The organism is Protofrankia coriariae, from assembly GCF_001017755.1.
Classification (GTDB): Bacteria; Actinomycetota; Actinomycetes; order Frankiales; family Frankiaceae; genus Protofrankia; species Protofrankia coriariae.
This window is the reverse complement of record NZ_JWIO01000019.1, coordinates 21,917-41,564: the sequence shown is the minus strand read 5'-3', so window position 1 is coordinate 41,564 and position 19,648 is coordinate 21,917. Positions and strand designations below refer to the sequence as shown.

The following is a 19,648-nucleotide window of genomic DNA, read 5'->3' as shown; positions in this document are numbered from 1 at the left end:
CCTGGGGGCCGGGGACACCGGTGGGCCGGGAGATGCCAGGCGACGCCGGACGCCGCCGGACGCGCGGTTACCTGGACGTGGCGGTGGTGGACGCCCGTGAGGTCGCCGCGTCCCAGGCGTCGGCGACGATCCGGTCGATCGTCGAGCGGCTGCCCTGCCAGCCCAGCTCCGCCCGGATGCGCCGGCTGTCCGCCACGAGCACGGGCGGCTCCGCCGCCGGCGGGCGGTGCACCCGTCGTACGGCGCGGCCGGTGACCCGTTCCACCGCGTCGAGGACGTCGATGACGCTGACCCCGAGGCCGGTACCGACGTTGAAGATCCTGCTGTGGCCGGGCCGGACGGCGTCCAGGGCCGCGAGGTACGCCTCGGCCATGTCGGCCACGTGCACGTACTCGCGGATCACCGCCCCGTCCCCGTTGACGCCGAAGGACTCGCAGCGCCCGGTGGCCACCGCCAGCGCCGCCGGGATGATCCGGCTCTGGTCGTTGTCGGCGTGCCGGCCCGCGGCGCCCGCGACGTTGAAGGAGCGCAGCACCACCGCGCCGATCCCGCCGGTCGCGGCCTGGTGGACGACGAGCTGCTCGGCGGCGAGCTTGGAGGCCCCGTAGGGGTGGGTCGGCGCCGGGGGCGTGCTCTCCGGGATGGGCTGGATCTCCGGCGTTCCGTAGACGGCGCAGGTCGACCCCAGGACGACGACCGGCGCGGTCCCGGCGGCCTTGGTACCGCGTTCGAGCAGCCGCAGCAGGTTCGCGGTGCCCGTCACGTTCACCGCGAAGTACCGCAGCGGGTCGTACCGGGACTCGCGTACCCGGGTCAGGGCGGCGAGATGGCAGACCGCGTCGAACCCGCGGTCGAGCCGGGCGAGCTCGAGCTCGTGGAAGTCCACCAGGTCGGCGGCGACGACCTCCACTCCCGGCGCGAACGGCGGGCAGGACCGTCCGGAGCGGACGAGCGCGGTCACCTGGTGTCCGGCCGCGGCGAGGGTGTCGGTGACAGCCCCACCGACGAAACCGGCCGCACCGGTGACAAGAACACGCACGATGTCGACGAGGCCTCAGGACGCGGCCCGCATGCGCAACCCGGGCAGCAGCGTCCCGCGATGGCGCCATGCGAGCTCCAGACAGGCCGCGGCCGAGGGCGCGAGCGGTTCGTGCTCGATCAGCCGGCGGACAGTCGCGTGGGTGAACGGGATACCCTCCGACGCCCGCCGGTGCGGACCGGTGGTGACCACGGATCCCTCGGCGTTGACCGGGACCATCCCGCTGAACAGCGAGTCGAAGACGTCGGCGTCCACGACCACGACCGTGAGGATCTCGCCGAAGAGCGTGAGCGCGTCGACGCCCATGCCGAAGCACCAGGCGCGGACACAGCCGGAGTGCCGGGCCCGCTGCAGGGAGCGGAACGGCTCGTCGCCGTCGTAGTCGATCAGGGAGGAGCTGGTGCCGTCGTGTTCGGCGTTGCCGAGCAGCTCCTCACTCAGCTCGCGCATGATGTTGCGCCAGAGGTCGAAGTCCGTCTCGTGGTGGCCCGGGGAGATCCCGGACGGCTGGAACACCCCCGCCGGCAGCACGTGGTAGACGCCGCCGGCGGTCGCCACCGAGCCGGCGCTGCGGCGGTGCAGCATGAAGCTCGCCCGGCTCTGGTCGTGCCGGATGGTCAGGGTGTTGATGGACGGCAGGACGACCCGCTGGCACAGGTCGAACGGGTCGCCGATCCGGCGCCGGAACGGCAGCGCCGGCCAGGACAGCCCGCCGCCGAGCATGGCCGCGGCCGTTTCGTGGGCGACCGACTCGCACACGTCGAGGGCGTCGAAGTAGGTGGTGTGGCCGAAGGACAGCCGTGGCCCGCGCTGCCCGGCGCGGATGGCCTCGAGCATGCGGAAGCTCAGGCGGTTCTCGAAGAGCGTGGGCCGGTCGAGGTCACGCATGGCCCGGGTGTATGTCCCGAAGGCGGCCCCGCCGTCGGTCAGCGGGCGCAGGTGCTCGGTGTCGGTGCCCGCTCCCGACACCGTCGGCGCGGGGAGTGCGTCGGACCACGCCAGTTCGATGTCGGCGAGGTCGACCGGCTCGTTCCACATCCAGTCGGGCCGGACCAGCAGGCCGTTGCCGAGCCGGTAGGGCTGCGGGTACAGGCCGGCCGCGGCCCGGGCCAGGCTGATCCGGTGGTGGTTGAGGTAGTCGCGCGTCAGCCGCCAGGTGCGCTGACTGGCCGCGATCCGTTCGTCCAGCGGATCGGCGGGGGCGACGTCCCGGCGGCTTTCGATCAGGGAGCCCGCGGCCAGGCCCACATCCTCCGGGGACAAGGACAGCCGGCGGGCGATGTGACGCAGTGTGGAGATGTCATGAATGGCCCGCCGGCCGCTTTCGACCTTGGAGACATAGGACTGGTCGAAGCCAAGCCGTTCGGCGAGTTGCTGCTGGGTGAGCCCGAACGTCTGCCGGTAGGAGCGGAGAAGGAGTCCCACGCCGGTCGATCGCGTCGTCTGGTGCGGCGGCGTCCACAGCCATGGTTGACCAGTCACCCGCGGTCCTTTCATCCGGCTTCGGGGTTACTGGAAGTGAGCATAACTAGTCGGTCGATCGACCGCGCATAGCCACAAAATGGTCGCTTCCGGTACAGCGAAAATGTTGCTTGCGGTGAAGTGAATCACACGTTCCGCTGACAATCTAATGAGCGCACCCGAGTGGGACGAGCGTGTGTCGCGGGCCGGACGGCTGTCGATTCTTCAGCTGTTCGAGAGCTGTTCGAGGTTCCCGATTGTGTGGATCACCGGTTCACGACGCCGTCGGCGAGATCGAAAAAGATCACGATGACGATCAGCGCAATGATCCAGCGGAGAAGGCCCAGCCGACCCCAGATCTCCCGCACGACACCGCCGCCGGCGCGGCGGCCCCACACCAGCAGCGCGAACAGGGCGCCACCGACGACGACGAGAAATATGCCTGCGTTACTGGCGTCGGGATGCACACCGACGATGATCGCAGATGATCCCGGGAGGGACGGTGGCGTCGTTCACACAGGGTTCACACGGAGCGGCGCAACAGCGGCGGGTGCAGGGCCGTCGCGGAGCCCCGCCGGTACAGCTCGGCCGGGCGCCCCCCGCCGCGGGGCGCTGCGCGGGCGCCGACCGGCACCACGAAGCCAGGGGTCGACAGCACCTTGCGGCGGAAGTTGGGCGGGTCGAGCGGGGCTCCCCAGGCCGCCTCGTAGACGCGGCGGAGCTCGGCCAGGGTGAACGGCTCCTCGCAGAAGGCGGCGGCGAGCGGGGTGTACTCCAGCTTGCTGCGGGCCCGTTCCACGCCGTCGGCGACGATCGTCGGATGGTCGAAGGCGAGGACCGGGCCGTCCGCGGAGCCCAGGTCCTCCACCGGCCACCAGCGGGCCGTCGGCCCGTCGCGGTCGGTTCCCGGCGGGGGCGGCAGGTTCGGGAGCAGGGCGAGGTAGGCCACGCTGNCCAGACCGTCGTGCACGACGATCCGACTCGTCGAGCCGTCCGTAGGTGCGCAGCTGCTCAAGATGGCCGGACGCGGCGACACCGGTCCCCTCGGCGAGCTGCCGGCGGGCCGAGGCGTCCAGGTCCTCGTCCACCCGGACGAAGCCGCCGGGCAGCGCCCAGTCGTCCTGGAACGGTGGCGCGTCCCGCTGGGTGACCAGCACACAGAGCTGCCCGGAACGCAGCGTAAGAAGGACGACATCGACAGTCACCGCGATCGGCGATGGTCCGTTCACGAACGTGTCCGGGGCCCGCCGCGCGTGGGCCCGGCCCGCCCGGGCCCTGTCCGTAGGGGCCCTGTCGGTGGGGACGCTGTCCGCGGGGCCTCCGCCGAGCGGGGCGTCGTTCGACATGACAGGTCTCACGATGCCCCAGTGTGCGGCCTGGCCACGCGGACGGGGACGCGGACCCGCCGTCCGGCCCGGGACGAGCCGACACGACGAGCCGACACGACGAGCCGACGCAAGGGGCTGGTGGGACGGGCCACGGCCCGTCCGTGGGAGGGCCTACCGTTGCCCGGGCTGCCGCTGTGCCCGCTGGCCGGTGGTGATGACCGGCAGGNCCGGCAGGCACGGCCCGCCGTAGGTGACGTGCAGCGCGTGCGCCGGCAGGGACGCCAGGGCCGCCTGGTGATGGGCCCGGGCGGCACGCAGCCCCTCGGGGGTCGTGCCGTCGGCGTCGAGAATCCGGCCGCCGCGCACCAGTGGCACCAGCAGCGGCCGTTCCGGCCAGGACGGGTCCGCCTCCGGGCCGGACGGGGCTGACAGGCGGCCGATGCCGGTGCCGGTGCCGGTGCCGATGCCGGCAGCAGCCGGCTGGGCGGCGTCGGTGTGATTCTCGTCTCGCGTCGCCGTCAGCCCGGCTTCCCGGGTCGCCGTAGTGATCACATCGGCGACCGCCACCCCGTTGCGGTCGTGCCGGCGGGTCAGGTCCTTACGGCCGCCCCTGGTGCTCTTGCCGACCGAGGCCTTCGCGACCGCCGTCCCCGCCACCTCGACGAGCTTGTAGACGAACCCCGTCGTCGGCGCACCCGAGCCGGTGACGAGCCGGGTGCCCACGCCGTAGCCGTCCACCGGCGAGGCCGCGAGCGAGGCGATGACGTGCTCGTCGAGATCCCCGGTGACGATGATGCGGGTGGCCTGCGCGCCGAGGCCGTCCAGCTGGGCGCGGGTGGCCCGGGCCACGGCCGCGAGGTCGCCGCTGTCGAGCCGGACCGCGCCGAGTGCCGTCCCGGCCACCTCGACCGCGGTGGCGACCGCCGCCGGCACGTCGTAGGTGTCGACGAGCAGCGTGGTGCCCGTTCCGAGTGCGCCGGTCTGGGCGGCGAAAGCCTCCCGCTCGGAGGGGTGGACGAGCGTGAACGCGTGCGCCGCCGTGCCGGTCGTGGGGATGCCCCAGCGCCGGCCCGCTGCCAGGTTCGAGGTGGCGGTGAAACCGACCAGGTAGGCGGCCCGGGCCGCGGCGACCGCGGCCTGCTCGTGGGTGCGGCGGGAGCCCATGTCGACGCACGGCCGGCCCGCGGCCGCGGCGACCATCCGGGCGCCCGCGGCGGCTATCGCGCTGTCGTGGTTGAGCACGGACAGCACCAGGGTCTCCAGCAGGACGCATTCGGCGAAGGTGCCTTCGACGACCAGCACCGGGGTGTTCGGCATGAACGGCTCGCCCTCGGCGAGACCGTGGATGTCCCCGCCGAAACGGTAGCCGGCCAGGTAGTCCGCGGTGGCGTCGTCCACGATCCCGTTGCCGCGCAGGTAGGCGAGCTCGTCCGGGCCGAACCGGAACGCCGCGATCGCCTCCAGCAGGCGGCCGGTGCCGGCGAGCACACCGAACCGGCGCCCGGCCGGCAGCGCCCGGGTGAACACCTCGAAGACCGCCCGCTGCGACGCCGCCCCCGAACGCAGCGCGGCCCGCAACATCGTCAGCTCGTACTGGTCGGTCAGCAGGGCTGTGGACGCCGGTGCGGGCAGCCGCATGGACGGCGGTGTGGGCAGCGGTGTGGGCGTGGTCATCGCGACCACACTAGGACCTCAGCAGATCACGCGCACGATCCTGACGTATCGGGTCATCTCCGTATCAGGTCATCTGCCGTCGGTCGCCGGATACGCCCTGCGGACGGACGGGGCGCCCCCGGCCCGCTCCCCGGTGGGACGCCGGAAGGGCAGTACGTCGGCCGATCGCGGGGTAGCCAGCCGGCCGGCGTCCCGCAGCAGGGCGGTGGCTTCCTCGGCCGGGCACGGTGGGCTGATGAACGTCCCCTGGGCGAGGTCGCAGCCGAGAGCGGACAGGGCGTTGAGCGTCTCGGCGTCATCGACCCCCTCGGCGACGACCCGCAGCCCGAGGTCGTGGGCCAGCGCGACGGTGGCCCGCACGATCGCGGAGTTGGCCCGGTCACCGGCGACGTTGTGGACGAACGACTGGTCGATCTTCACCTCGTGCAGGTCGAACTGCCCGAGTACGTTGAGCGCGCCGTAGCCGGTGCCGAAGTCGTCCACGGCCAGCCGCACCCCGAGGTCGCGCAGCGCGGCCAGCGAGCGCACGGTCGCGGCGGACTCGGTGACCACCGCCCGTTCGGTGATTTCCAGGGTGAGCGCGGCCGCGGACAGCCTGTTCGCCAGCAGCAACTGCGCGATCTCGGTGGCCAGGCCCGGTTCCAGGAGATTGCGCGCGAACAGGTTCACGGAAATACCCACCCGGGCGCCGTCCGCATGCCACCGGCCGGCCGCGGACAACGCCTCCCGTAACACGGTGCGGGTGAAGTCGCCAATGCGTCCGGACTGTTCCACGGCACCGATGAAAGCGTCGGGGGAAAGCCGGCCGAGAACCGGGTGGTTCCACCGCACGAGGGCCTCGAAAGCAACGATCCGGCCCGTTTCCAGGTCGATCTGCGGCTGGTAGCACAGGTTTATGTCGCCATGGTCGAGCGCGTCGTGCAGGTCCGCCATCAACGCCATGTGGGCCAGCGTGGAGGAATCCTCGTCGGCCCGGTAACGCCGGTAGCCGCCGTGCGTTCTCTTGGCCTGGTACATGGCGACGTCCGCGCGGCGCAGCAGTTCGTCGACGGTGTCGCCGTCCTCGGGCAGGCAGGCGATACCGATGGACGCCTCGACCGAGAGCATCATGCCCTCGACGCCGACCGGGCGGGCCAGCACCCTGGTCAGCGTGGCCGCGATGGTCTCAGCGGCATCGGCGTCACGGATCCCGGTCAGCAGCACGGCGAACTCGTCCCCGCCGATGCGGGTCACCAGGTCGCCCGCGCGGACGCCGCGTCGCAGCCGTTCGGCGATCCCGCGCAGCAGTTGGTCGCCGGCGTCGTGCCCGAGGGTGTCGTTGACGTCCCGGAACCGGTCGAGGTCGACGAGCAGCAGGGCGGAGCGCGACCCGGTGGCGGTGGCGGCGATCGCCTCGGCGGTGCGCCGTTGGAGCATCCGGCGGTTGCCCAGGTTGGTCAGGGCGTCGTGGAATGCCTGGTCGTGGGCTTCGGCGTAGGTGTTGGCGTTCGTGATCGCAAGCGCCAGCAGGTTCGCGAACGCGGCGAGGACGGCCTGGTCGTGGTCCTTCCAGGGGGCCGGCCGGGCGAAGTTCAGCCGCAGCACCCCGACCTGGCCGGCAGGCCCGGTCAGCGGGGTGGCGACATGGTCGGTTCCGCGCTGGAAGCCGGTCGGTGATCCAGTTGCTGATCCGGCTGGCCGGGCTGCCGGCGCGGGTGGCACCGGCGCGGGTGGCACCGGCGACTGGGACACCGGCGGCGGGACCGGGTCGACGACGAGCTCCACGCCGTCCGGCCGGAAGATCTCATAGGCGATCTCCGTCGCGCGGGCCTCGATGGCCGCCCGGTTCAGAATGGCGAGGTCCTTCGCGGCCGCGTTGAGCTGGCGCCAGCGGTCACGCTGCTGGGCCGAGTCGACCTGCATCCGATAGACCATCACCAGGCCCACCAGAACCGGCGGGAGGACGATCAGCGTCACCGGGCTGGTGTAGGCGAGCGCGACGGCCGCGCAGCCGACCGCGATGCCGCCGGCCGCGATCAGCGTGCTGATGCCCATGGTCTCGCGCAGGGTCCGGCGCAGCGGCGTCCCGCGCGCCGCGGAGATCACCATGGACACGGACAGGCTGGTCCACAGGCAGACCGTGAGGCCGGCTGGTGCGGCGAGCAGGATCTCGGCGCCTTCCAGATGTCCTGCCCGCCCGCCCGACAGCCACAGGACGCCGGCCGCGATCGCGGTGCCCAGCGTGGCGCTGGCCCCGTTGAAGAGCACCTTCACCGGCGCTCTGCGCAGGATGGCATGCATGATCGGGACCACTACGGCGCTGATCGTGACGAGCTGGGGGGCGGGCAGCAGGGCCAGCCCGATGACCACGCTGGCCTCGCTGAGGTCGTAGTCGCCGGTGTGGTGCCCCGAGCGCACCCGCAGCAGGGGTATCGGGCCGATCGCGAGGCAGACGATCCCGAGGGTCAGCCGGTACCACGAGACCGGTTCGGCTGTCTGAGGCAGGCGGGTCAGGCAGATCGCGGTCACGGCCGCCGCGGTGGAGGTGACCATGACGAGCACCAGGTGGTACCTGGACGGTACGAACCGCGCACGCGTGCCGACGGCCATATGGTCTCCCGTCCTGCCTGCGGAGGTTGCGTGATCGGGCCACCGGGATCGCGCCGTCTGGGCGGCGGCGCCCCCGGTGCCTTACGTAGGCTTGACGCTACGGTCATCGTTCACTACGCCCCGATCATGTACTACGCGGTGGGGGCGGGGCGAGCTGATACCGATATTGCTGGGGCCGTACTGCTGGGGGCCGCCGTGGCGGCCCCGTCCGACTTGCATGTCGACGGCTCGTTCGCCGGGTCAGGGGCCGGCGGCCGACAGGTCGGCTCCCGTGGGCCAACCGCCGGCCGGCCCGCGCGTACCGCCCGCTGTCTGGCCGGCTGCCGCGGACCGGGCTGGTTCGACCAGCCCGACCGTCACGGCCGCGGCCCGACCGTCCCCGACCGTCATGGCCGGCCCGGCGAGCGGGTGCCCCGCCGCCCGCGGCGGGTACCGCCGACACCGTTAACCGTACCGCGGTGCTTTCTCAGCCCCAACTGACGCCGTTCATGCCCTCGTCGTTGTTCTTCTTCATTTTCAACACGTCCTTTCCTTCCCATGCGGTGGCGCTGGTTGTCCGTCGGGAGTCGCCGGCTGGCGTCGGTGCGTGTGTGATGCGTTCCGTCCTGGTACCGGTCCTGTTTTCAGCCCCAGCTGACGCCGTTGTTCATGGCGGCCCACTCCTCTCCACTGCTGATCCATCCCATAGCGATTCATCCAATTCATACAGATATGGACAAAAATATGACTAAAAGGGCTATGTACGGACAATGGTGCGCTGGTGGTGCATGCTCGGTCGCAGCGGGCTGTCGGCGTCCTGGTCGCTATCCGTAGGCAAGAGTCCGAGGTGCCGCGCGACGGGTCCGGGCTGCTGTTGATGAGGTCTTTCGTGTCGGGCAACGAACCGTGACCAAAAAGATAGCCAAACCAGGACCGAATACAACTAAATACACCATTTCGGTTACCTGCTGTTAGGGTATGGGTGTATCTGTCGCGCCCACGCTGTGGTCCCCGTGTCGTTCGACGGCCGACCCGCGTACATCTGCTGATAGCCGATGGTGTTCATTGCTGTTCACCGGATGCTGGGGTGTGCCTCCGTGTGCTGGCTTCGACGCGGTTCGCCATCCGGTCGGTGAGCGCTCGGACGGGACGGCCGGCGCGGCACCTGGGAGCTGGCGGGGCACCGCGCGCACCGCGGGCACCGCGGACGCGGCGCGGCGGGAGTGTTGTCCGGCCTGTCGGTCGAAGATCGATTCGGCTTCCCGTCCGTGCCCGGTGGTCCGGGGGGGAACTCGGCCCGCACACGCGCCACAATGGAGTCCGTGCCACTAGCCACCGCCGCCCCCGAAGAGGTCCTGGACTCCGACGAGGTCGCCGAGCGCGACCGGCCCTGGGTCACGATCGTGTGGAACGACCCCGTCAACCTGATGTCGTATGTGACCTACGTCTTTCAGAAACTGTTCGGTTTCAGTCGGGAAAAAGCCAAGGCCCTCATGCTCGACGTCCACCACAAAGGACGGGCCACCGTCTCCTCCGGCACCCGGGAGGAGATGGAGCGGGACGCCACCCGTCTGCACGCCTACGGCCTGTGGGCCACGATCGCGCAGGACTAGACCGTGCCTGATGGATCCGTGCGGGTTGGCGTGACCGAGCCGCTTGGGCACGAGCGCGAGGCGCCCAACGGATCCGTGCTCGGTGGATCCGTGTCCGTTCGGTGGCGGTCGGTGCGGTCGGTGCGGACGGTGGGCCGGGTGGCTTCCCATGGGCTGGAGGAGGAAACACTGGAGAAGGAACCAGCGGAGCTGCCGGTGACGTTAACAACGCGACGGGCGGTTGTCCGGAGGCCGGTCCGCGCGATCGAAGATCTACCGGACGTGGCCCGGGCCGATCACTGTTGACCTTGGTTGGGAGAGCGTGTCCAACGGATTCAGCCGTACCGGGGACGGCGTCGAGATGGTCCTCGGTCCGCTTCAGGCGACCCTGCTGGCCGAGCTGATCAGCCAGATCGAGGCGCTGCTGGAGCCGCCGCCGGTGGCCGACCCGCTGGAGGCGATCGTCGGCCTGCGAGCCGTGCCCCCGGCGGCACCGGAGGACCCGGCGGTGGCCCGGCTGCTTCCGGACGCCTACCCGAACGACTCGGAGGCCGCCGCCGACTACCGCCGCCGCACCTCCGACGACATCCGCGCGGGCAAGCGTGACGCCGCGCGCCGGGCACTGGCCACCGTGCCGGCCACGGGCGGCCGGGTGCTGCTCGACGACGCCGCCGTCCAGGACTGGCTGGTCACCCTCACCGACCTGCGGCTGGTGCTGGGCGCCCGGCTGAACCTCACCGACGACGCGTCGGCCGAAGCCCTGTACGACATCGGCAGCCAGGACCCGCGCCGTCCCGTGGTCGAGGTGTACCTGTTCCTCGGCGACCTGCAGGAGCAGCTCGTCCAGGCTCTGCTGTGACATGGCCTGACACGGTGTGAACGTTTCCTGACGCGGATGGCCCGCTGTGACACGGCTACTGTGACAATGACCCTGTGACATGACCCTGTGACACGGCCCCTCGCGTCCCGGACGCCGGCGGTGGCCCGCCGGGAGCGGCCCCGCGGGCACAATCGGATCATGGGCAGGCATTCTTCGCCATGTACGCATGATCGTGGCTCGTGGTGGATGCCACTCGTCGTACGGTTGGCCCGTGCTGCGCATCGATCGGGCCGTCTACGAGGCCATCATCGCCCATGCCCGGCGGGACCATCCCGACGAGGCCTGCGGGATCGTCGCGGGCCCGATCGGGTCGGACCGGCCGGAGCGCTTCGTGGCCATGGAGAACGCGGAGCGGTCACCGACGTTCTACCGGTTCGACTCCATGGAGCAGCTGCGGGTCTGGAACGAGATGGACGACCGGGACGAAGAGCCAGTAGTGATCTATCATTCACATACCGCCACCGAGGCCTACCCGTCCCGCACGGACATCCCGCTGGCCCAGGAACCCGGCGCCCACTATGTCCTGGTCTCGACCCGCGACCCGGAGAAGATCGAGTTCCGTTCGTACCGCATCATCGACGCAGCCGTGACGGAGGAGCCGGTGGAAATCGTCTGACCGTTCACGACGTTGTGTCGGGTGTCGCGCGGAGCCGGGCGCGCATCCTCGGGATGAGGGATCCGGGGCAGGGCGGGGATCCCTCAGGGCACGGCACCAGCGGCCGGGCGGTGGGCTGGTGGCCTGTTCACATGCTGTCGTACCAGGGACGATGCACCACCAGGGACGATGGCGGACAGTTCGACCGCGCTCCGGCCCTCGGGCGGCGTCCGAAGGCCGGAGTACGGCTGACGGCCAGGGCGGGACCGAAGGCCGGAGCGTGACCGGACGGCTGCCGGAGCAGGACCCGAAGATCGAAGATCGAAGACCGAACAGCAACACGGACAGAGCACGACGAAGAGGAGCAGCATGGCAGTCCAGGTCCGCGTGCCGACGATCCTGCGCAGCTACACGGGCGGGTCCAAGGTCGTCGAGGGTGTGGGAGACACGCTCGCGGCGTTGTTCATCGACATCGACAGCCACTTCCCGGGGCTGCGAGGCCGGCTCGTCTCCGAGGACGCCGGTGAGCTGCACCGCTTTGTGAACATCTACATCAATGATGAAGATGTTCGTTTTCTCGGCGGTCTCGACGCGAAAATTTCCGATGGTGACACTGTGACTATTCTCCCCGCCGTCGCTGGCGGTGCCACGACGCCGGCGACAGCAGATATCTGAGACGGGTAGGCCGGAAGAGCTCATGCGTTTCGACTCCCTGGTGGACTCGGTTGGCCGTACCCCCCTGGTCGGTCTGCCCAGGCTCTCGCCATCCCCGGACGTCCGGTTGTGGGCCAAGCTGGAACAGGACAACCCCACCGGTTCGATCAAGGACCGGGCCGCGCTGTGGATGATCGCGGACGGGGAGAAGCGCGGCCTGCTCACCCCTGGCGCCACCGTTCTCGAACCGACGTCGGGGAACACCGGTATCTCGCTGGCGATGGTCTGTCGCCAGCGGGGTTACCGGCTGATCTGCGTGATGCCGGAGAACACCTCGGCGGAGCGGCGGCAACTGCTCGCGATGTGGGGCGCCGAGATCGTGTACTCGTCCGCGAGCGGCGGCTCCAACGAGGCCGTTGCCGTGGCCAAGCGGCTGGCGGCCGATCATCCCGACTGGGTGATGCTCTACCAGTACGGCAACCCGGCGAACGCGCAGGCGCACTACGAGACGACCGGTCCGGAGATCCTCGAGGATCTTCCGTCCATCACCCATTTCGTCGCGGGGCTCGGTACCACCGGGACACTGATGGGCACCGGGCGTTTCCTGCGCGAACGGGTTCCGGGTATTCGGATCATCGCGGCGGAGCCCCGGTACGGCGAGATCGTGTATGGCCTTCGCAACATCGACGAGGGCTTCATCCCCGAGCTCTATGACGGCAGTGTGCTCACCACCCGTATCTCGGTGGGGCCGAAGGAGTCGCTACGGCGGACCCGGCAGATGGTCGAGGAGGAGGGGATCTTTGCCGGGATCTCGAGCGGCTGCATCCTGCACGCGGCACTGATCGAAGCGGACAGATGCGTGCGCGCCGGGCAGCGCGCGGACATCGCCATCATCGTCTGCGACGGGGGCTGGAAATACCTGTCCACCGGCGCATACGCGGGGACGCTGGAGGAGGCCGAAGCCGCACTTGAGGGTCAGCTCTGGGCGTGACGGGCAAGCCGGCGGGCGCGGTCGGAGTCGGTGTACCCGGCCGCGGCACGGCAATGATCACGATTTTCCTCCCACGTCTCAGGATGGTCCCTGATGTGCCCGGATGCACTCTGATACCGACTCGTCCGGGCTGTCCAAAATTCGACATGGGTTTCGTGACCACTGCCACAGAGTCGGAACGGGATTTCGGGCTTAGTCTGATCGCTCATGAGCGGCGCGCCCATCGGGGTATTCGGTAGCGCGGATGGCAGTCATGCCGTCGCGACCGTGATCTCCGATCAGCTCCCGATGAACCCCGATCGGATCCCGATCGGGCCCCGCCACGTCCCCGCCCGCCGACGAGGCGTGTCAGGACGATCACGGTCAGTATCTGTGATCGCCACATCCGCCCGCGCCGCGAGCCATCCCGCGGGCCCGTCCCGGCCGCGCGTGTCCGGGGCGCGTCACCCCGTCCGGGGCGCTGAGGCGATCTTCGCGTCCGCCGGCCGCCCCGACGGCGCTGGCGGAACCGACGCGGTCGCGGTCGTGACCGCCCATGCCGCCCGCGGTGCCCCCGTGGGCGGCGCGCCTTACGACGTCTCCCCATCCGCCGGCTCTCCAGGACGCGGCCGGCTGCCGGCCCACCCCTGGAGGTCAGGAGCGAGATCGTGGTTCGAGGAGCCGGACGCCCTCGACCGGATCAGGGCCTGTTCGGCGCTGTGTCGAGAAGTCGATGCGTACTCATTGATCCCGGGCTATACCATCTGCCACCTTTTGTTGACCGGCGTCATCGGCTTTGTCAGGGGAGAGGGCGTCACATTGGCGAGTAGCGCAGAAACCGCGATGAACGATCACCAACAACCTGGTCGGCGCGGAGCACTCGATGATCCGGGCCGGCCCGGACCGGTCCTCCACCGGCGCGCGGCGGCCAGCCCGCGCCCCGCGCGGGCGGTACCGGCACTGACAACATCAGTACCGGCGACACCAGCCCGGACGGTATCGGTACTGACGGCATTGGCGGTGGCCCGATGAAGCTCACGATTCTGGGATGTTCGGGAACCTACCCGGGACCCCGGTCGGCGTGTTCGTCCTACCTGGTGGAGTCCGACGGCTTCCGGCTGGTACTCGACGCCGGAAACGGCTCCATGGGCGAGCTGCAGCGGCACTGCGACCTGCGGGACGTCGACGCGCTGCTCGTCTCCCACCTGCACGGTGACCACTGTCTTGACCTGGTGGTGAGCTCCTACGCCCGCCGCTACCACCCGGAGGGAATGCCGCCCAAGCTGCCCGTCTACGGGCCCATCAACACCCAGGAAAGGCTGTGCTCGGCGTTCGAGCGCTGGCCGGAGGACTCCCTCGCCGACATCTACGACTTCCGGACGATCAGCCCTGGTCGGCTGGACGTGGGCCCGTTCCGGATCGATCTGGAGCGGGTGGCGCACCCGGTCGAGGCGTTCGGGATGCGGGTGACTGCCGAGGGGCGCTCCCTGACGTACTCCGGTGACACCAGCGCCTGCGACGAGCTGGTCCAGCTGGCTCGGGACACCGACCTGTTCCTCTGCGAGTCGGCCTTCCTGGACGTCCCGGACAACCCCCCCGGCGTGCACCTGTCGGGGCGGGAGGCCGGCGAGCACGCCACCAAGGCGGGCGTGGGCCGTCTCGTGCTCACCCATCTGGTGCCGTGGGGAGACGCCGAGCGCAGCCGCGAGGAGGCGGCCGGCGCCTTCGACGGCCCGCTGACCCTGGCCGAGACCGGCGCCATCTACGAGATCTAGCCACGGCATCCGGGCCATCCCCGTCCGGACCGGCTGCCGGACCGGCTGGCCGCTGGTTGCCTGAGCGCGTCGTCCGCGCGGCCGAAGAGCCGTCGCGGGCGGCCCGTCGGGAGCCGGCGCCAGGCTCGGACGCGACCCGGGCTGGCAGGCGTAGCAGGCCGGATTCAGCCTGGTATGCCTGACTCCGCGGACGCTGGACGCCGGTTGCCTGTGCAGCCGCGGGCGCGGATCTGGAGGATCTGGTTCCTGGCACCACTGGTCGCGATGTCGCGACCGGCCGGTCTGGGCAGGGGCCGGCGTGCCCGGTGCAGGCGCCGGGCACGCCTGTCAATCCGGGCACCTGCCGGCCCGGACATGTCCGCTGGCCCGGGCCCGTCGGTGGGACGCCCGTTGGCGGGTTTTTCGTACTGTCGCCAATGATGTCCGGTTGGATTCGACCGGTGTCGAGTTGCGTCCGCCCGGTAGGGTCAGTCGTCGTGAGACGTTCCGACGGCAGGACATCCGGGGAACTCCGCCCGGTGAACATCACCCGTGGCTGGCAGGACCACGCCGAGGGCTCGGCGCTGATCGAGTTCGGGCGGACGCGGGTGCTGTGCGCGGCGTCGGTCACCGAAGGCGTCCCGCGCTGGCGCAAGGGCAGCGGGCTGGGCTGGGTGACCGCGGAGTACTCGATGCTGCCGCGGGCGACGAACACCCGCAACGATCGCGAGTCCGTGCGCGGGCGCATCGGTGGCCGCACGCACGAGATCTCCCGGCTCATCGGCCGCAGCCTGCGTACCTGCATCGATCTGAAGATCCTGGGCGAGAACACGATCGCGATCGACTGTGACGTCCTGGTGGCCGACGGCGGCACCCGCACCGCGTCGATCACCGGCGCGTATGTCGCGCTGTCGGACGCGTGCGGCTGGCTCGGCCGTCCGGACGCCCTGATCCGCAGCGTGGCGGCGGTCAGCGTCGGGGTCGTCGCCGGCCGGCCGCTGCTGGATCTCGCCTACGACGAGGACTCCGGCGCCGACACCGACATGAACGTGATCTGCACCGGTGACGGCGGCTTCGTCGAGGTGCAGGGGACGGCCGAGGGCCTGCCGTTCGACCGCGCGATGCTCGACCAGCTGCTCGATCTGGCCGTCGGTGGTTGCGCGCGGCTGACCGAGGTCCAGCGGGCGGCGCTGGCGGGCCCGCGCCCGGTACCCGNGGGCCCGCGCCCGGTACCCGCCGGCGGAGCGCGACCGGGTACCCGGTGACCACCCTCCCCGATGAAGGAAGCGCGGTGAGCGGCCCCGGCCACGGGCGTCCCGTGGGCAGCGGCCCCGGCGGCCCTGGCCCTGGCGCGGAGGTGCTGGGCGGGAGCGGGCCCGTCGAGAGCCGGCAGCGGCCCCGGCGGGTGGTGCTGGCCAGTCGTAACGACGCCAAGCTCGTCGAACTGCGCCGCATCCTCGCGCTGGCCGGTCTCGACGTCGAACTCGTGGCGTTGCCGGACGGCCCCGACGTCCCCGAGACCGGCGCCACCTTCGCCGAGAACGCCCTGATCAAGGCGCGGGACGCGGTGCGGGTGACCGGCCTGCCCGCGGTCGCGGACGACTCGGGCCTGACCGTCGACGCGCTCGGCGGCATGCCCGGCGTCCTGTCCGCCCGCTGGTCCGGGCCGTTGCCCGGCGCCAGCCGGGCCGAGCGGGACGCCGCCAACAACGCGCTCGTACTCGCCCAGCTCACCGACGTCCCCGAGGAGCGCCGTGGCTCGGCCTTCGTGTGCGCGGCCGCGGTGGTGACGCCGGCGGGCGCCGAACGGGTCGTGCACGGGGAGATGCGCGGGCGACTGCTGCGGGAGCCCCGCGGGGACGGCGGTTTCGGCTATGACCCGCTGTTCCTCCCCGACGGGCAGAACCGGACCAGCGCGCAGCTGCGCCCGGCGGAAAAGGACGCCATCAGCCATCGAGGACATGCCTTCGGCCAGCTCGCGGCCGTCCTGCGGGAGCTGCTGGCCCTCTGACGGCTGCTGTCGGCCGAGGGCCGTCCGTTCGCGTCGCTTCGTCCGTTCGAGCTGTCCCGTCCCTGTTCGCCCGGGTCGTTCCGCACGTGCCGTCCCGCCTGGGTCGCCGTGCCTGCCTGCGTCCTCTGTTTGCCTGCGCTGTGTCATGTGGTTGCGTCGTGTGTTCGTGTTGTCTCTGATCCGTCTTGCGTCGGGCAGCCGTCGGTTATGTCCGGAGAGTTTCACGGGATCATTCGATACCCGGTATCCGGGCACTTTCTGTTACCGGGTTGTCAACACTGAGCGGGCAGCGGCGAAATCCGGCAAAAGATGAGGCGGTAGAGCGCATCAAACCGGGTACATGGATGCCAATCGCCGTGTAAGCTGGAACCACCTGTAATCGATCAGTGACTATTTGCTATCGGCAGGGTAGGTTAAGGACGCGGCTGAGGTGTCCGGGTCGTTCCATCCGTCCCCGACTCGTGACACCCCAGTCGCGTCCTCGATCACCCTGGGTTGTCGGGCGTCAGTTGGTCGCAGGCCGCCCGGTGGCGCCAGCGCTGCCGACGGGCCCCGGCTGCTCAGCGCCCGCCGGTCAGTGGTGGTTGTCTATGTCGATCTCCTGTCGGATCCCCGGAGCCGCCCGTTGTCGGATCTCCGGATTCGCGCACAGCACCGCGGCCGGCCACCATCGTTCGACCACGTCCTGGACGGCGTCCAGACCGAACTGGTCGTCGACATGGGCCAGCGCCGCCCGGAACTCCGCTTCGAACACGGCCCGCTGGTCGGCGTCCAGCGCGGCGTGCACCGCGGACCCCGTCTTGTCCACTCGGATCCGCAGCCCGTCCAGCGAGGCCGGCACGTCCGTATCAGCCATGTTTCCATTGTCTCGCTCCGCCCGACGGTAACGCGGACGGGGTGTACTGCTTTCTGAACGTGAAGGAGTCGGGGCTCGCGGTGCACCCTGCCCGGACGAAGCCGGATCCAGGACAAACCCAGGATTCAAGACGCACCGGAGCCACGATGAACCCGGAGCCACGATGAACCCGGGCTCGGTCAGATACCGGTGAACCTGGACGCCGGTGAGGCACGCCGCCGGTTCGCCGCCGCCAGGGTCGCCCGGCTCGCCACCGTGGACGCGGCCGGGCAGCCACACCTGGTGCCGGTGACCTTCGCGCTCCAGGACAACGCGATCGTCACCGCGGTGGATCACAAGCCCAAACGGTCGACGGCCCTCAGGCGCCTGGCCAACATCGCGGCCAACCCGCGGGTCGCCCTGATCGCCGACCACTACGACGAGGACTGGCGGACCCTGTGGTGGGCCCGCGCCGACGGCCTCGCCCGCGTCATCCCCGCCGAACCCCCCGCCACCGCACCCGAGCCCGCCCGCACCGCCAGGACTGCCGCCGGACCCGCCCGCATCGTCGGAACAGTCACCGGAGAACCCGCCTGTGCTGGAACCGTCGGGAACGCCTCGGTGGGGGAGAGTGCCGTCTGGCATGGCGCGATCGACCGGCTGGCGGCGAAGTACCACCAGTACCAGCGGCATCGACCAACCGGCCCGGTCATCCTGATCGACGTCCACCACTGGTCCGGCTGGTCCTACAGCCCAGCCCCGTGACGGCCACAGCCCGCGTCCGCTCGTGTGGAGCATGATCGGCGCAAGTTTGTCGTTGTGTACGCTTTTCGGCCGAAATAGCGTACACAACGACAAGTACGCGCCGATCTTTCCGATAGTCGGCATCCGTTGGTAGGCCCACGCCGAGCTGGCCGTCCGTATCGGACCTGGAGGTCACGGGATGAATCTCGAGGATGCGCGCGGCCTGGTCGGCAGCGATCTGCTGTGGCTCGTACCCGGCACCGGCAAGATGCTGGTCGGGGTGACCGTGCGCGACACGCGGGTGGCCTACGGCCGTACCCAGGTGCTGATCGAGCCGCTGTCCGGTCGCGGCAGCCGCTGGGCCGACGCGGAACTGCTCCAACCGGTCGAGGACTGACCACCAGCCATCCGGATCCCGCCGGAGGGTCGGACCGCGCAGCCATTCGGATCCTGGCTGAGAAGTGGAGCAGACTCCCGGTCGAGGAGTGGGCCGGACGGCGGCTTCGGCCCGAGAGATGTCCGTGACCCACTACGCCGGGCCACTGCACGTCGTTGCCATGATGTGACGCCTCTTCACCGCGGCAGGTCCGCGCTCGGTGCTTCACCAGGACCGTGCGACAGCCCTTACGACCTGGTGCGCGATAGAGGGGTGTCGGGCAGTCAGTCGCAGAAGAGGCAGAACTCGTTGCCTTCCGAATCGATCGTGACCTGGTAGGAGCCCAGCTGGGTCGTGACGGTCTTGCCAACCCTGACCGCACCCAGACGTTCTGCTTCGGTGACGGCGGGGGCGATCTCGTCGACCTCGATGTCGAGGTGGAGCCGGTTCTTCACCCCCTTCTCCTCGGGGACCGGCTGAAAGGCCAAGCGGACGAAGCCGGGAGGCTCGACGTGCGACCAGCCCAGGGCGCGGTCGACCGGCTCGCCGCCGAGCAGCCCAGCCCAGAAACAGACCAGCGACCTGGGATCGCAGCAGTCCACGACGATCTGGTCAAGACGTGCACGCATGGGTGTCAGCGTAGGAGGACCGCGACGCGTCGCAGGGCGTGACTTGAGGAGGATCGCACGGGGTGGGTGGACTGTGACGTCGGCCCGAGGTGCGGCTGCGCACGCTGGCGGATATCTTCGCCGACGCCGAGGGGGGACCCTGCGGATCGACGGCACCGAGCTGCAGGGGCGCCGTCCGGTGACCCACCGCCCGGGACACAGGGCGTTCGTCTCCGGCAGGAGGAAGCAGAACACCATCAAGACCACCACCATCAGCGACGGCCAGGGCCGCATCTTGTGGTCCGGAGCCGACCGGCCTGGTCGCCAGCACGATCAGACTGCCATGCGCATCGAGGGCATCGCCGAGCAGCTCCGTCTCCACCCGCAGGTAAGAGCCGAGGTCGACGGGTACTCGGTCGAGTGCTGTCTGGGTGGTGGTGCTCTTCGCTCAGAACCGGAACCAGGACGGCGTGGCATGTCCTCGACCACCTGATCACCGACGACCGACAGCCTGCCGGATAATCGCCGTGGCGGCTTCCGGCCGTATTCCGGTCGCCCC

The 19,648-nt window shown here is 70.3% G+C and carries 18 protein-coding genes and 1 pseudogene; 11 read left to right on the top strand and 8 right to left on the bottom strand.

From position 1 onward, the window contains the following. Positions 1-67: 67 nt before the first annotated feature. From FrCorBMG51_RS13405 to FrCorBMG51_RS13380, 6 genes and pseudogenes are all read right to left on the bottom strand, one after another. Positions 68-1,039, bottom strand: coding sequence for an NAD-dependent epimerase/dehydratase family protein (locus FrCorBMG51_RS13405; RefSeq protein WP_047223407.1), 972 nt, complete (start codon positions 1,037-1,039; stop codon positions 68-70). A gap of 15 nt (positions 1,040-1,054) precedes the next feature. Beyond that, entirely contained in the window at positions 1,055-2,521 is a 1,467-nt protein-coding gene (locus FrCorBMG51_RS13400; RefSeq protein ID WP_047223406.1) for a helix-turn-helix domain-containing protein, read from the bottom strand. 245 nt (positions 2,522-2,766) lie between these two features. Beyond that, the gene (locus FrCorBMG51_RS13395) at positions 2,767-2,967 is read right to left on the bottom strand and encodes a hypothetical protein (RefSeq protein ID WP_047223405.1); all 201 of its coding nucleotides are present in this window, start codon (positions 2,965-2,967) and stop codon (positions 2,767-2,769) included. A 56-nt stretch (positions 2,968-3,023) separates the two neighbouring features. Beyond that, positions 3,024-3,846: pseudogene (locus FrCorBMG51_RS13390) on the bottom strand (NUDIX hydrolase). Between the two features lie 153 nt (positions 3,847-3,999). After that, positions 4,000-5,502 carry a nicotinate phosphoribosyltransferase gene (locus tag FrCorBMG51_RS13385; RefSeq protein ID WP_047223440.1) on the bottom strand — a complete coding sequence of 501 codons (1,503 nt, stop codon included), beginning with the start codon at positions 5,500-5,502 and terminating at the stop codon, positions 4,000-4,002. Between the two features lie 69 nt (positions 5,503-5,571). Then, positions 5,572-8,091 (bottom strand): putative bifunctional diguanylate cyclase/phosphodiesterase, encoded by a 2,520-nt coding sequence (locus FrCorBMG51_RS13380; protein WP_047223404.1) that lies wholly within the window; start codon positions 8,089-8,091, stop codon positions 5,572-5,574. 1,292 nt (positions 8,092-9,383) lie between these two features. On the opposite strand from FrCorBMG51_RS13380, the gene clpS reads away from it, so the two are divergent. The 8 genes from clpS to rdgB all read left to right on the top strand — a co-directional run bounded on the left by clpS (position 9,384) and on the right by rdgB (position 16,526). After that, a complete protein-coding gene (clpS, locus tag FrCorBMG51_RS13375; protein ID WP_047223403.1) occupies positions 9,384-9,683 on the top strand; it encodes an ATP-dependent Clp protease adapter ClpS in 300 nt (99 codons plus the stop codon). Between the two features lie 301 nt (positions 9,684-9,984). After that, positions 9,985-10,521 (top strand): DUF2017 domain-containing protein, encoded by a 537-nt coding sequence (locus FrCorBMG51_RS13365; protein ID WP_076843588.1) that lies wholly within the window; start codon positions 9,985-9,987, stop codon positions 10,519-10,521. Positions 10,522-10,753: 232 nt separating this feature from the next. Further along, positions 10,754-11,158, top strand: coding sequence for a M67 family metallopeptidase (locus FrCorBMG51_RS13360; RefSeq protein WP_047223401.1), 405 nt, complete (start codon positions 10,754-10,756; stop codon positions 11,156-11,158). Between the two features lie 348 nt (positions 11,159-11,506). After that, positions 11,507-11,812, top strand: coding sequence for a MoaD/ThiS family protein (locus FrCorBMG51_RS13355; protein ID WP_047223400.1), 306 nt, complete (start codon positions 11,507-11,509; stop codon positions 11,810-11,812). A gap of 22 nt (positions 11,813-11,834) precedes the next feature. Then, positions 11,835-12,782, top strand: coding sequence for a PLP-dependent cysteine synthase family protein (locus FrCorBMG51_RS13350; RefSeq protein WP_047223399.1), 948 nt, complete (start codon positions 11,835-11,837; stop codon positions 12,780-12,782). A gap of 1,007 nt (positions 12,783-13,789) precedes the next feature. Next, positions 13,790-14,536: an MBL fold metallo-hydrolase gene (locus tag FrCorBMG51_RS13345; RefSeq protein WP_047223398.1), complete on the top strand. Its 747-nt coding sequence runs from the start codon at positions 13,790-13,792 to the stop codon at positions 14,534-14,536. A gap of 476 nt (positions 14,537-15,012) precedes the next feature. After that, positions 15,013-15,780 carry a ribonuclease PH gene (gene rph / locus FrCorBMG51_RS13340; RefSeq protein WP_047223397.1) on the top strand — a complete coding sequence of 256 codons (768 nt, stop codon included), beginning with the start codon at positions 15,013-15,015 and terminating at the stop codon, positions 15,778-15,780. A 95-nt stretch (positions 15,781-15,875) separates the two neighbouring features. Further along, a complete protein-coding gene (gene rdgB / locus FrCorBMG51_RS13335) occupies positions 15,876-16,526 on the top strand; it encodes an RdgB/HAM1 family non-canonical purine NTP pyrophosphatase (protein ID WP_047223438.1) in 651 nt (216 codons plus the stop codon). Between the two features lie 574 nt (positions 16,527-17,100). Here rdgB and FrCorBMG51_RS13330 read toward each other — a convergent pair. After that, positions 17,101-17,382 (bottom strand): DUF6247 family protein, encoded by a 282-nt coding sequence (locus FrCorBMG51_RS13330; protein ID WP_047223396.1) that lies wholly within the window; start codon positions 17,380-17,382, stop codon positions 17,101-17,103. Positions 17,383-17,571: 189 nt separating this feature from the next. Between FrCorBMG51_RS13330 and FrCorBMG51_RS13325 the strand changes: the two genes are divergently transcribed. Further along, positions 17,572-18,126, top strand: a complete 555-nt coding sequence (locus FrCorBMG51_RS13325; protein WP_047223395.1) for a TIGR03668 family PPOX class F420-dependent oxidoreductase — start codon at positions 17,572-17,574, stop codon at positions 18,124-18,126. A 178-nt stretch (positions 18,127-18,304) separates the two neighbouring features. After that, positions 18,305-18,502 (top strand): hypothetical protein, encoded by a 198-nt coding sequence (locus FrCorBMG51_RS13320; RefSeq protein ID WP_047223394.1) that lies wholly within the window; start codon positions 18,305-18,307, stop codon positions 18,500-18,502. Positions 18,503-18,765: 263 nt separating this feature from the next. On the opposite strand, the gene FrCorBMG51_RS13315 is transcribed toward FrCorBMG51_RS13320, so the two are convergent. Then, positions 18,766-19,110, bottom strand: coding sequence for a VOC family protein (locus tag FrCorBMG51_RS13315; RefSeq protein ID WP_047223393.1), 345 nt, complete (start codon positions 19,108-19,110; stop codon positions 18,766-18,768). On the opposite strand from FrCorBMG51_RS13315, the gene FrCorBMG51_RS33850 reads away from it, so the two are divergent. Next, positions 19,109-19,582 carry a transposase family protein gene (locus FrCorBMG51_RS33850; RefSeq protein WP_371390677.1) on the top strand — a complete coding sequence of 158 codons (474 nt, stop codon included), beginning with the start codon at positions 19,109-19,111 and terminating at the stop codon, positions 19,580-19,582. The two genes, FrCorBMG51_RS13315 and FrCorBMG51_RS33850, sit on opposite strands and share 2 nt — an antisense overlap. The last annotated feature ends 66 nt before the right edge of the window (positions 19,583-19,648 follow it).